This is a genomic window from Pseudomonas sp. R4-35-07, from assembly GCF_003852235.1.
In the GTDB taxonomy this organism is placed as follows: domain Bacteria; phylum Pseudomonadota; class Gammaproteobacteria; order Pseudomonadales; family Pseudomonadaceae; genus Aquipseudomonas.
In genome coordinates, this window is record NZ_CP027732.1 from 5352945 (window position 1) to 5365990 (window position 13046).

Annotated in this window: 12 protein-coding genes; 6 read left to right on the forward strand and 6 right to left on the reverse strand. The window is 59.5% G+C overall.

Going from position 1 to position 13046, the window contains the following annotated elements:
• Positions 1-88: 88 nt before the first annotated feature.
• The 3 genes from gbcA (at position 89) to C4J89_RS24550 (ending at position 3200) form a co-directional block, all read left to right on the forward strand.
• Positions 89-1384, forward strand: coding sequence for a glycine-betaine demethylase subunit GbcA (gene gbcA, locus C4J89_RS24545; protein WP_124368614.1), 1296 nt, complete (start codon positions 89-91; stop codon positions 1382-1384).
• 677 nt (positions 1385-2061) lie between these two features.
• The gene (locus C4J89_RS27275; protein ID WP_256681760.1) at positions 2062-2367 is read left to right on the forward strand and encodes a transposase; all 306 of its coding nucleotides are present in this window, start codon (positions 2062-2064) and stop codon (positions 2365-2367) included.
• Positions 2368-2393: 26 nt separating this feature from the next.
• Positions 2394-3200: an IS3 family transposase gene (locus C4J89_RS24550; protein WP_256681820.1), complete on the forward strand. Its 807-nt coding sequence runs from the start codon at positions 2394-2396 to the stop codon at positions 3198-3200.
• 121 nt (positions 3201-3321) lie between these two features.
• Here C4J89_RS24550 and C4J89_RS24555 read toward each other — a convergent pair whose 3' ends face one another.
• From C4J89_RS24555 to C4J89_RS24580, 6 genes are all read right to left on the reverse strand, one after another.
• A complete protein-coding gene (locus tag C4J89_RS24555; RefSeq protein ID WP_124415766.1) occupies positions 3322-4092 on the reverse strand; it encodes an electron transfer flavoprotein subunit beta in 771 nt (256 codons plus the stop codon).
• A 10-nt stretch (positions 4093-4102) separates the two neighbouring features.
• Positions 4103-5323, reverse strand: coding sequence for an electron transfer flavoprotein subunit alpha/FixB family protein (locus tag C4J89_RS24560; protein ID WP_124415767.1), 1221 nt, complete (start codon positions 5321-5323; stop codon positions 4103-4105).
• Complete coding sequence (gene dgcB, locus C4J89_RS24565; RefSeq protein WP_124415768.1) at positions 5323-7266, reverse strand: dimethylglycine demethylation protein DgcB; 1944 nt, start codon at positions 7264-7266, stop codon at positions 5323-5325. The genes C4J89_RS24560 and dgcB overlap by 1 nt, the downstream gene beginning before the upstream one ends.
• 172 nt (positions 7267-7438) lie before the next feature.
• The gene (dgcA, locus tag C4J89_RS24570; RefSeq protein ID WP_124368618.1) at positions 7439-9499 is read right to left on the reverse strand and encodes a dimethylglycine demethylation protein DgcA; all 2061 of its coding nucleotides are present in this window, start codon (positions 9497-9499) and stop codon (positions 7439-7441) included.
• A 15-nt stretch (positions 9500-9514) separates the two neighbouring features.
• Positions 9515-10045 (reverse strand): DUF5943 domain-containing protein, encoded by a 531-nt coding sequence (locus C4J89_RS24575; RefSeq protein ID WP_122542214.1) that lies wholly within the window; start codon positions 10043-10045, stop codon positions 9515-9517.
• 52 nt (positions 10046-10097) lie between these two features.
• Positions 10098-11075 carry a dipeptidase gene (locus tag C4J89_RS24580; RefSeq protein WP_017531059.1) on the reverse strand — a complete coding sequence of 326 codons (978 nt, stop codon included), beginning with the start codon at positions 11073-11075 and terminating at the stop codon, positions 10098-10100.
• A 218-nt stretch (positions 11076-11293) separates the two neighbouring features.
• On the opposite strand from C4J89_RS24580, the gene C4J89_RS24585 reads away from it, so the two are divergent.
• Genes C4J89_RS24585 through C4J89_RS24595 form a run of 3 tightly spaced genes read left to right on the forward strand, consistent with a single transcriptional unit; the run spans position 11294 to position 12996 of the window.
• On the forward strand, positions 11294-11695 hold the full coding sequence (locus tag C4J89_RS24585; protein ID WP_124364720.1) for a lysozyme inhibitor LprI family protein: 402 nt from the start codon (positions 11294-11296) through the stop codon (positions 11693-11695).
• A 48-nt stretch (positions 11696-11743) separates the two neighbouring features.
• Positions 11744-12532 (forward strand): hypothetical protein, encoded by a 789-nt coding sequence (locus tag C4J89_RS24590; RefSeq protein WP_124415769.1) that lies wholly within the window; start codon positions 11744-11746, stop codon positions 12530-12532.
• A gap of 47 nt (positions 12533-12579) precedes the next feature.
• Positions 12580-12996, forward strand: a complete 417-nt coding sequence (locus C4J89_RS24595; RefSeq protein ID WP_124415770.1) for a DUF3010 family protein — start codon at positions 12580-12582, stop codon at positions 12994-12996.
• Positions 12997-13046 lie beyond the last annotated feature (50 nt).

Sequence of the window (13046 nt, forward strand, 5' to 3'; positions counted from 1 at the left end):
AACGAAAGACACTTTCTTTACGCCTTGCACAGCACCAACCGTAGCCACTATTCGCCGGCCACACAGAATGGCCATGAGGACATACACGATGGACGTCACCGCAACCTTAAGCTTGGGCGATCCGCTGGAACCCGCACGCAAGGCCACCGCGCAGATGCTGCAAGAGCGCGAGCGCACCTTTTCGCTGCCACAGCCGTTTTACTCTGATGAGCGACTGTTCGATATCGACATGCAGGAGATCTTCCAGAAAGAGTGGTTGATTGCCGGCATGACCTGCGAAATCCCCACCAAGGGCAATTACCTGACCCTGCAAGTGGGCAAGAACCCAATCATCGTGATCCGTGGCGCCGACGGTGTGGTGCACGCCTTCCACAACGTATGCCGCCACCGTGGCTCGCGCTTGTGCACCAGCGAGAAGGGCAAGGTCGCCAAGCTCGTTTGCCACTACCACCAGTGGACCTACGAGCTGGACGGTCGCCTGTTGTTCGCCGGCACCGAGATGGGCGCTGACTTCGACATGAAGCAGTACGGCCTCAAACCGGTGAACGTGAAGACCGCCGGCGGCTACATTTTCATCAGCCTGGCCGAAAACCCACCGGCCATCGATGACTTCCTGTCGACCCTGAACCATTACATGGAACCGTACGACATGGAGAACACCAAGGTGGCGATCCAGACCACCTTGTTTGAAAAAGCCAACTGGAAGCTGGTGCTGGAAAACAACCGCGAGTGCTACCACTGCAACGCGTCGCACCCGGAACTGCTGAAAACCTTGCTGGAATGGGACGACGTCACCGACCCGCGCGCCGACCAGGCGTTCAAGGACCACGTGGCTGCTTCCGCCGCCGCCTGGGATGCCGAGAAAATCCCTTATGCTCACGCCAGTTTTGGCCTGCGCAACCGTATCGTGCGCATGCCACTGCTCAAGGGCACCGTGTCGATGACCCTGGACGGCAAACAGGGCTGCGCAAAACTGATGGGCCGGATCAAGAACCCCGACCTGGGCTCGATGCGTATCCTGCACCTGCCCCACTCGTGGAACCACTGCATGGGCGATCACATCATCGTGTTCACCGTGTGGCCGATCAGTGCCCAGGAAACCATGGTCACCACCAAGTGGATCGTGCACAAGGACGCGGTGGAAGGCGTTGATTATGACGTGGAGCGCATGCGCCAAGTGTGGGACGCCACCAACGACCAGGACCGTCGCCTGGCCGAAGAGAACCAGCGCGGGATCAACTCCACCGCTTACCAGCCAGGCCCGTACTCCAAGACCTATGAGTTCGGCGTGGTTAACTTTGTCGATTGGTACAGCGAACGCATGCTGAACAACCTCGGTGCCGCGCCCGCGCCCTACCTCAAAGGCGTGGCCGCCCACGAATAACTGACACGCCTTGGATCAAAATGTGGGAGGGGGCTTGCTCCCGATAGCGGAGTATCAGCCAATGCATGTGCAAGCTGATCCATCCCTATCGGGAGCAAGCCCCCTCCCACACTTGTACCAGGTGCTGAACAATATTTGATCAACTCTCGCGCGGACCGCTAAAAGCCTGCCCTCCAGCCATTGCCCAACAACTTATCCACAAAGCCACTCACAGCAATTGTGGGCAACTGCGTTTTCCTTTGAAAATAAATCAAGAAAATCCGTGACTTATTCAAAGCCCAGGGTTTCACCTCCCATTGATCATTTTTTGATCTAAAGCCTGTAAGCCACGGTACTCAAGGGCTACAGAGGAACGCGAACACCTTATCCACAGAAGCACCAACAGACTTTGGGGGCAACTTTGCTCACGCTGTGGAAAACCGCGTCAAACCTGCATATATCGGGGGGTTCAGCACTTTCAGGGCTGTAAAAACAACCTTTGATCAGATTTTGAGCAGATTGAGGATAGCCTTTGTTTATAAGGCCTGTAACCGACAGCGAACATCTTATCCACAGGCGGATCAACAGCCATTGTGGGTAAACCTCAGATCCAAATGTGGGAGGGGGCTTGATCTGGCCTAATGAAATTGGACACATCAATAGGGCGCTATGATGGCGCCCAAATCTAAGGTGTGCAGATGATGCGAAAGTCCTATTCCAGCGAGTTCAAGCTCAACGCCGCAAGCATGGCGCTTGATCAGAACATGCCTGTTCCCGAAATTTGCGCCAGTTTGGATATAGGCCCTACGGCTTTGCGCCGCTGGGTCGAGCAGGTGCGCAAAGAGCGCGCCGGAGCAACAATGGTGGGCACAAAGGCGATTACTGCCGACCAGAAGAAAATTCAGGAACTTCAAACCCTGCTCAGGCAGAAAGATCGGGATATCGAAATCCTAAAAAAGGCCAGTGTTCTCCTGCTTTTGGACTCCAAAGATCATTTCCTCTGATCAGCGAGCTAGGCGAACAGTACGGCATTACAGATTGCTGCCGCGTTTTTGAAGTCAACCGCAGCAGCTACTACGCCTGGCGTCAGCGCCAGGGGAAAATCAACCTGGAGCGCGAAGCGCTCAAGGTTGTTCTAGTTAAGTACCACAAGGCCTCAAGAGGATCGGCTGGAGCGAGAACCCTCTCTGAAGACCTGCGAGGCGCAGGCCATCAGGTGGGGCGTTACATGGCTCGCAGCTTGATGAAGGAAGCCGGGATTGCAAGCCGCCAACGCAGGCCCCATAAATACAAGTCATCAGGCGCGGAGTCTTTAGTGGCTGAGCATGAGCTGGAGCGCGAGTTTTACGTAGCTGACATCAACAAGGTCTGGTGCGCGGACATCACCTATATCCAGCTCGGTAAGCGCTGGCTTTACTTCTCGGTAGTTTTGGATCTGTTTGCCCGCCGAGTGGTGGGATGGTCGTATTCACTGGTCGCCGATGCGACGCTGGCAAGTGAGTCACTGCGCATGGCTGTTGAATTGAGAGGGCGGCCTAAAGGTGTGCTGTTTCATTCCGATCAGGGCTGCCAGTACACCAGCCATAAATTCAGGGCCGAACTGCAGGCACATGAGCTGAAGCAGAGCATGAGTCGAAAAGGCCAGTGCTGGGATAACGCCCCGATGGAGCGTTTTTTTGGCAGTTTGAAGTCCGAGTGGGTGCCCGAGAAAGGTTACAGCTCGGAGTGCGAAGCTCGGGCAGATATCAACCGATATGTGGCGCGCTACAACAGCGTAAGGCGCCACAGTTACAACGGTTACCACTCACCGATAGCGGCGGAAAAGCTAGCGGCGTGAAAACCGAAAAGAATGTCCAAAATTACTAGACCAGAACAGCTTGCTCCCGATAGCGGTGGGTCAGTTACAGCTATATCAACTGATACTCCGCCATCGGGAGCAAGCCCCCTCCCACAGGGGTTCAGCGTACGACGCCTTCTTCTATCAACAGCTTGAGAATGGCTTCAGCGCCCGCCTCCGGGCTCACGCCCTTGAGCACCTGCCCACCACCACCACTGGCTTTGGCCGTTGCTGCCTTCATACGGTCGGCGCCGCTCTTGGCCTTGATCACCTTGAGGCGCTTGGGCCGCGGCTTGGCCGGCTGCAGCAGCGCGTCTGTGAATAACTCGTCCTGCTCGATCTCGACTTCGTGGGCGGCAAGCTCGCCACGTTGCGCCGGCCCATAGGCGCTTTGCCGAGGCTTGGGCGCGGCGTTATCCACAGTGGCGAGAAAAGGCAGGCGTACCTTCAAGCGCCGCCGCTGGCCACGGGGCAAGGCTTGCAGCATGTGGGCTACGCCGCTTTCGATGGACTCCACCTGGGCCAGGCCGACAATCAGCGGCCAACCCAATTGTTCGGCCAGCAGGAACGGCAGCATGCCCGACCCCTCGCCGGTTTCCGCCTGGCTGCCGGTGAGCACCACCTGGGCACCGGCGTCGCGTAGATAGTCACTCAACACCGGCAACGCATCGGCGCCCGCCGGCTGTTCCAGTACATGCAGTTGCGGCAGGCCCATGCCCAGGTAGCTGCGCAAGGTCGGCTCGCTGATGTCACCGGCGTGCAGTACCTGCAACTTATCCCCAGCCATCTGCAGCCCCAGCTCGACCGCACGCGCATCTTGTTCGGCACGGCGCGGGCGCCCGGAAGTGGGGTGGGCGCCGACGGATACCAGGCTGATTACATTGGTTGTCATGGTCATATCCCTAGGCTGCATCGCGCTTGGCGCCGTTGCGGTGGGCCTCGACCGCAGCGATCAAGGCTTGCAGAATCGCGGCGCTTTCGCCGATCACCGACAGGTCGGCACGCTTGATCATGTCGCAACCCGGGTCGAGGTTGATCGCCACCACCTTGTCGCAGGCACCGATGCCTTGCAGGTGCTGGATCGCCCCGGAGATGCCTACGGCCACGTACACCCGAGCCGTGACCCAAGTGCCGCTGGCGCCGACCTGGCGATCACGCGCCATATAGCCATCGTCCACCGCCACCCGCGACGCGCCCTCGGTGGCGCCCAAAGCGGCGGCGGTCTGGTGGAACAGCGCCCAGTCCTTCACGCCGTTGCCGCCAGAAAAAATGAATTCCGCTTCAGCCATGGGAATCGCCGCCGGGTCTACCGCCACGGCGCCGAGGTCTTCGATACGTGGCAGGCTGCGCGCGAGGGTTGTGGATAACTCCACGGGCAAGACTTCATGGCGCGTCTCGCTGACCGGATCAGCACATTCAGCGGCCGCGAGGATCAGGCGCGGCAATGGCCGGGCCAGATCTTCCTGGCCCGCACCGGCGCGGCCGATGCACGCCTGGCCTTTGATCTGCCACACCCGCGTGGCCGGGCGCTCCTTGAGGCTGGCGGCAAAGCGCCGCCCCAGCTCGCCGCCGCCGCTGCGGCTGTCCGGCAGCAACCAATGACGCGGGTTGAACTGGTTATCCACAGCCCGCAGGCCCTGGACGCGCTGCTCCGGTGAATAACCGTCGAACTCGTGACCGTCCAGCACCAGCAGGCGGTCTACACCCGCTGTAGCAAACGCGCTTTCCTTATGTTCACCAAACACCACCGCCAGTACCGCGCCGTCACTGCCGGCAAGTTGCCGGGCCAGGCCAAGCAAATCGCGGTCGTGGCTGCTCAGGCGGCCGCCGACCATGTCCGGCACCACATTGATGTAGAACGCCGGCGTCGGCACCTGGTGCAGCGGCAACAGCACCTCGACCGCCGCCGTACGCTTGGCCGCACCGCCCTGCTGGGCGCCACTGCGGTCGATACGCTTGATCCCGTTGGGGCCGATAAAACCAATACCATGCACGTTCTTGCGGATCACACCGTTGGGCCCCATCCAGCTCTGTTGCACGGGCTGCATCGCCGCGTGCAAAGGATGAAGACGGTTACGGGCGATCCATTCGGCACGGGGATCGCGGCGGATAATGTCGCTCATCAATGCACCTCCGCAGGTTCACGCTTGTTGGGCGCCTTGGCCGGTGCCGCATCTTCAAGCAAGGCGTCGGCCACCAATTCGGCAATGTCTTTGATCAACGGGCGCGGTTCGACCACGCCTTCAAGCATCGCCGTGCACTGCGGGCAACCCACAGCTACCAGTTCGGCGCCGGTCTCGCGGATGTCGTCCATGCGCATGTCCGGGATGCGTTGCTTGCCGGGGATGTCGGTGATCGGCGCGCCGCCACCGCCGCCGCAGCAGCGTGAACGAAAGCCCGAGCGTTGCATCTCCTTGACCTCGATGCCCAGCGCCCGCAGCACCTGGCGCGGCGCTTCGTACTCGCCGTTGTAGCGGCCCAGGTAGCAGGGGTCGTGATAGGTCACGCTGTTGCCTTTGTGCTGACCCAGGTTCAGCGCGCCCTCGCCGATCAGCTCGGCCATGAAGGTGCTGTGGTGCTGTACGAGGTAGTTGCCGTTGAAGGCGCCGTATTCGTTTTTCAGCACATGAAAACTGTGCGGATCGCAGGTGACGATGCGCTTGAAGCTGTACTTGGCCAGGGTCTGAATATTGCGCGAAGCCAGCAACTGAAAGGTCGCTTCATCGCCCAGGCGCCGTGCCACGTCGCCGCTGTCGCGCTCTTCCAGGCCAAGCACGGCGAAGTCGACCCTGGCCGCCTTGAGCACTTTGACGAACGCGCGCAGGGTGCGTTGGTTGCGCATGTCGAAGGCACCGTCGCCGACCCAGAACAGCACCTCGCAGCTGCCTTTTTCGCTGAGCAGCGGCAGGTTCAAATCCGCCGCCCAGTTCAGCCGGCCGCCGGGTGCGAAGCCGCCGGGGTTGTCGGTGGCGATCAGGTTTTCCAGGACTTCGGCGCCTTTGTTCGGCGTTGCGCCCTTTTCCAGGGTGAGGTAGCGGCGCATGTCGACGATGGCGTCCACGTGCTCGATCATCATCGGGCACTCTTCCACGCAGGCGCGGCAGGTGGTGCATGACCACAGGGTTTCGGCGTCCACCAGGCCGTTGACGATCGGCTGGTGCGGGTTGCCGCCGTGCTCGCCTACCGGTTTGCCTGGATAGGGGCTGCCGGCGAACTTGGCATCGGTGCCACCGGCCAGGCCGACCACCATGTCCTGGATCAGCTTTTTCGGGTTCAGCGGCTGGCCGGCGGCGAACGCCGGGCAAGCGGCTTCGCACTTGCCGCACTGCACGCAGGCGTCGAAACCGAGCAGTTGGTTCCAGGTGAAGTCCTTGGGTTTTTCCACGCCCAACGGCGCGGTTTTGTCGCTCAGGTCCAGCGGTTTCAAACCGGTGGAACGCCCGCCCCCAAAGCGCTCGGCGCGGCGGTGCCAGGCCAGGTGCAAGGCACCGGCGAAGGCGTGCTTCATCGGGCCGCCCCAGGTCATGCCGAAGAACATTTCAGACACGCCCCACAGCACGCCCACGCTCAACAACGCGGCCAGCAGCCAGCCGCCGAAGTCAGCGGGCAAGATGCCGGCCACCGGCAGCGTCACCAGGAAAAAGCTGACCGAGAACGCCATCAGGCTTTTCGGCAAGCGCATCCACGGGCCCTTCGACAGGCGCGCGGGCGGGTTGCGGCGGCGCAGGTACATGAAGATGGCGCCGACAAACATCAGCACCGAAGCCAGCAACAAGGCGTAGCCGAGGATACGGTTGTGCAGGCCGAAACCGTGCACCAGGATCGCCAGCAGCGCCGACAGCACAAAGCCCAGCGCAGTAGCGACGTGGGTATTGGCGATGTATTTGTCGCGGGCGACCACATGGTGCAGGTCGACCATGTAGCGCTTGGGCATGGCCAACAGGCCGCCGAGCAGGTCGACCTTGGAGGCGCGGCCACGGCGCCACATGTTCACCCGGCGCAGGGCGCCGAGGACGGCAAGGCCTAGGGCGGCAAACAAAAGAATAGGCAGCAAGGTGTTCAACATGGTGAAGCTCCCACAGACCACACAGGTCTACTGTGAAACTGGCCTTGAAATGTGGGAGGGGGCTTGCTCCCGATGGCGGAGTGTCAGTCGATATAGCTGTAGCTGACCCACCGCTATCGGGAGCAAGCCCCCTCCCACATTTGGACCGAGTCCACTTTGGTTCGGTGTCGGCTTAGAAATCCTTGCACAAGCGCAGGGCGTCATAGATCGCGGCATGGGTATTGCGCTGGGCCACACAGTCACCGATGCGGAACAACAAGTACCCTTCACCCGCTTCGCTCAGGCACGGCTGCGGCTTGATCGCGAACAGGGCTTCGACGTCTATCTGGCCCTTGTTGCGCGAACCTTCCTTGAGCCCGTAATAAATCGCCTCGTCCGGGCGCACGCCGTTCTCCACCACCACCTGGTCAACCACCCGCTCTTCCTTGGCCCCGGTGTATTCGTTCTCCAGCACCGCCACCAGCTTGTCGCCTTCGCGGTAGACCTTTTCCAGCATCATGTCGCCGGTCATGATCACTTCCTTGGGGTACATGCTGCGGTAGTAAGTCGGGAACGACGTACCGCCGATGGCCACGCCCGGCTTGATATCGTCAGTGACGATCTCGACCTGGCAGCCTTTGTCCGCAAGGAAATCCGCCACCGACATGCCGGTGAATTCGCAGATGGTGTCGTACACCAGCACGTTCTTGCCCGGTGCGACTTTGCCGTCGAGCACGTCCCAACTGCTCACCACCAGGCCTTCGGCAGCGCCCCAGTGTTCGTTCTGTTCAATGAACGGATGCCCACCGACGGCCAGCACCACCACGTCCGGGCGCAGGTCGAGGATAGTTTCGGCATCAGCCGCCACACCCAGGCGCAGGTCGACTTTCAAGCGTGCCAGCTCCAACTGGAACCAGCGGGTGATACCGGCGATCTGGTCACGCTGTGGCGCTTTCGATGCGGTGGTGATTTGCCCGCCGATAAATTCTTTCTTCTCCAGCAGGGTTACGTCGTGGCCACGTTCGGCGGCGACGCGCGCCGCTTCCATCCCCGCAGGGCCAGCACCGACCACCACGACTTTGCGTTTGGGCCCGGTGGACTTCTCAATAATGTGCGGCACGCCCATGTATTCACGGGAGGTCGCGGCGTTCTGGATGCACAGCACATCCAGGCCCTGGTACTGGCGATCGATGCAATAGTTGGCGCCGACGCACTGTTTGATCTGGTCGATCTGGCCCATCTTGATCTTGGCGATCAGGTGCGGGTCGGCAATATGGGCGCGGGTCATGCCGACCATGTCCACGTAGCCGCCTTCCAGAATGCGCGTGGCCTGGTTCGGGTCCTTGATGTTCTGCGCGTGCAGCACCGGGACTTTCACCACTTCCTTGATACCGGCCGCCAGGTGCAGGAACGGCTCCGGCGGGTAACTCATGTTCGGGATCACGTTGGCCAGGGTGTTGTGCGTATCGCACCCCGAGCCCACCACGCCAATGAAGTCGAGCATGCCGGTGTCGTCGTAATACTTGGCGATCTGCTTCATGTCCTCGTGGGACAGGCCGTCCGGGTGGAACTCGTCGCCGCACAGGCGCATGCCCACACAGAAATCGTCACCGACTTCGGCGCGCACGGCCTTCAACACTTCCAGGCCGAACTTCATGCGGCCTTCGAAGGTACCGCCCCATTCGTCGGTGCGCTTGTTGACCCGCGGACTCCAAAACTGGTCGATCATGTGCTGGTGCACGGCGGACAGTTCCACCCCGTCCAGGCCACCGGCCTTGGCGCGCTTGGCGGCGCTGGCATAGTTGCCGATCACGCGCCAGATCTCTTCCGGCTCGATGGTCTTGCAGGTGGCACGGTGCACCGGCTCACGCACGCCGGACGGCGACATCAGGGTCGGCCAGTTGAAGCCGTCCCAACGCGAGCGACGGCCCATGTGGGTAATCTGGATCATGATCTTGGCGCCATGCTTGTGCATGGCGTCGGCCAGGTTCTGGAAGTGCGGGATGATGCGGTCAGTGGACAGGTTCACCGAACTCCACCATTCCTGGGGACTGTCGATGGCCACCACCGAGGAGCCGCCGCAGATCGCCAGGCCGATACCGCCCTTGGCCTTCTCTTCGTAGTACTTCACATAGCGGTCGGTGGTCATGCCGCCGTCGGTGGCATACACCTCGGCGTGGGCGGTACTGAGCACGCGGTTGCGGATGGTCAGTTTGCCGATCTGAATCGGTTGGAACATTGCTTCGAAAGCCATGGCACGGTCCTCGGCTTACAACGGCTTGACGGTGAACAGGCCATCATCGTGGCCCTCTTCGGAGCCTCCGTAGACTTGTTCGGCCACAGTGCGAATAGTGCTGCCACGCGCTTGAAGGATCTGGTCCATCGCGCCGGCAAACCAGCCGGTGAACATGTAGTCGACTTTGCGCCCGACCTTGCCGTACACGTAGACGAAGGCCGAATGTTCCAGCTTGACGCTGGCGGTGCCTTTATCCAGGTCGATGTCCTGGATCTTGAACAGGCCCCAGCCGCGTTGCGACAGGCGCTTCATGTAGTGCTCGAACACCGCGACGCCTTCCAGGCCGTGGCACTCGGCTTCTTTTTCACACCAGTGCCAGGCGGACTTGTAGCCGGCCTTGTAGAGGATCTCGGCGTAGGCGTCGGCACCCAGCACTTCTTCGATGCCCATGTGGTTGTTGACGAAGAAATGGCGCGGCACGTACAGCATCGGCAGGGCGTCGGAGGTCCAGACACCGGTTTCGCTGTCGACTTCGATTGGCAATTGCGGGGCGATCTTGGCCATGGAAACTTAACTCCAGAAAAATTCGTAGTGGTGTTGCCGGTGGGTGTCTGGCTTATTCGCCCCAGACGTCTTTCAAGACATTGACCCAGTTCTCGCCCATGATCTTGCGCACCACGCGTTCAGGATGGCCGCGCTTGAGCAGGGTCTCGGTGAGGTTGGGAAACTCGCCCACGGTGCGGATGCCCAGCGGGTTGATGATCTTGCCAAAGCTGGTCAGGCGGCGGGCGTAGCCTTTGTCATGGGTCAGCATTTCAAAGAAATCCTGGCCATGGCCCTGGGTGAAGTCGGTGCCGATGCCGATGGCGTCTTCGCCGACGATGTTCATGGTGTATTCGATGGCTTCGGCGTAATCGTCGATGGTCGAATCGATACCCTTGGCCAGGAACGGCGCGAACATGGTCACGCCGACAAACCCGCCGTGGTCGGCGATGAACTTGAGTTCTTCATCGGATTTGTTGCGCGGGTGCTCCTTGAGGCCCGAGGGCAGGCAGTGGGAATAGCACACCGGTTTTTTCGATTCGAGGATGACTTCTTCGCTGGTCTTGGAACCGACGTGGGACAGGTCGCACATGATGCCGACGCGGTTCATCTCGCCGACAATCTCACGCCCGAAACCCGACAGGCCACCGTCGCGCTCGTAGCAGCCGGTGCCCACCAGGTTCTGGGTGTTGTAGCACATCTGCACCACACCGACGCCGAGCTGTTTGAAGATCTCGACATAGCCGAGCTGGTCTTCAAACGCGTGGGCATTCTGGAAGCCGAAGATGATGCCGGTCTTGCCCTGCTCCTTGGCGCGACGGATATCGGCGGTGGTTTTCACCGGGATCACCAGGTCGCTGTTTTCGCGGATCAGGGTCTGGCTGGCGACGATGTTATTGATCGTGGCCTGGAAGCCTTCCCACACCGACACCGTGCAGTTGGCGGCCGTCAGGCCACCTTTGCGCATGTCTTCGAACAGGTCGCGGTTCCACTTGGCAATAATCAGACCGTCGATAACGATGCTGTCGGCGTGCAACTCGGCTGGGCTCATCAGGCGTCCCCTTATTGGCGATTCATGCGCCGAATCGTCTGCCGGCGCTTTGGGGCCAGCATATGCCCAGGGGCCGACGGAGCCGGGTGCAAAAACGACAGGGGAATTGCCGAAAGCGTCAATCCGCGACAAAGCCTGTGTAGACATGCCTGACTGGCGACTGTTCTTTGTCTTACGCTTGAGCCAGAATTCCGCATCACCTGATATGAGACGGCGCAATGAAATCGATTTTCCTGGCTTTGGCACTCATCGCAACCGGCGTCCACGCCGCCGAAGACACCGACAGCACGCCGTGCGACGGCATCGAGAACGACCAGCAAACCCTGGAATGCGCCACCTACAACAAAACTACCGCCGAGCAATTGTTGAAAGACAACTATCAGGGCCTGCTGGAACGCATGGGGTCCACCTACGGCAGCGACAAGACCAAGCTCGCCGACATTACCGCTCGTCTGAAGGATGCCCAGCAGAAGTGGGAAAAACTGCGCGATGCCGATTGCGCGGTGGACACCTTCCCGGCGGCGACCGGGACCAAGGCGTATGCGATTGCGCTGAATGATTGCCTGGCGCGGATGAGTGACGAGCGGTCGGAGTTTTTGGAGTCGATTGGGCAGGAATAAGCCCACCTTTTCAACGCTACTACCTGACTATTTTTAAATGGACTTTGCATGAAACTTACGCCGTCAGAATGGCTGGAAAAAATAGACTTCCTAATAAATAAAGCAGTAACCTCCGACCTCGACAGAGGGTGGGACGAAGACATCATCACCTACAAAATACTGAACAGTTTTACCAAGAAGTTGAAAAAAGTAACGATCACATCTCCCGCCCCTCAAAACGTCGCATGGGACCTTTACAAATTTGCCGGAAAGAATTTTGAAACCAAGTATGGAGATATTGCCATACTTGTAAAATTCACTTTTCCAAACGGCAACGAAAAAGAGGGAGTTGCTTTTCTTGAAGCCAAGCGTTTCTATACGCAATACAGTCGCTTCAAAGCGCTTGACTTTGAACAGCTGCAACTTCAACTTGACAATACCCATGCCCACCGAACATTGCTGTATGTTGGCAGCGCCAGTTCGCGACACGCCACTAACTTGGAACTACAGTACTGCAGCACTTTCCAGCAGGACGCACTCAGCGAAGGTCACGCATTGACAGTGCCCTCAGAGACCACTGTTTCTCTTGAGGATAAAAAGCTAACGCTCCTGGATCATTCGCTGCCTCTATCTTATATCTTGACAACGCGCTACCTGAAAGGAATGGAGCTCGATTACGACCCCGATACGGTTCGTCGTACGAAAGGCTTTATGAACGATAAAAGCGGCGTGAAGTTTCTACTGGTGACGCACATCACCTACGACCTGACGCTTGAGCCGGAACCTGGAAAAATAAAAATCGGTCGTCAGTACAAACTCGTCAGCCTGGTTCCAGACGACCCCATGCCAGCGAATTAAATAAACATCATAACGTCACTTTCCGCCTGACATCCCTGAGTACTCATATGACTATCTGCGGCATCGAAATCAAAGGCAGCGAAGCCATCATCGCCGTCGCCTCCCTGGATGGCCTGGCGCTGACCCACGTCGCTCTGGCCACCAAGAAAATCGCCCTTGAAGATGACGACGAAGCCGCCAACGTCAAAGCCTTCGCCGTCCAGGTGAAAGCGTTCGTGCAGGCAAACGCCATCACCCGTATCGCGATCAAGAAACGCAGCAAGAAAGGCGAATTCGCCGGTGGCCCGACGACGTTCAAGATTGAAGGGGTGTTTCAGTTGCTGGACGGGGTGGAGGTGACGCTTTTGTCACCGCAAACCATCAATGCGCAGAACAAGAAGCGCAACTTTGATCTGCCTGCCACGCTGAACAAGTATCAGCATGAAGCTTACAAGGCGGCGTGTTCGGCCCTGCTGAAGAAATAAGCCACACCAAAATCTACTGTGGGAGGGGGCTTGCCCCCGATGGCGGTGTG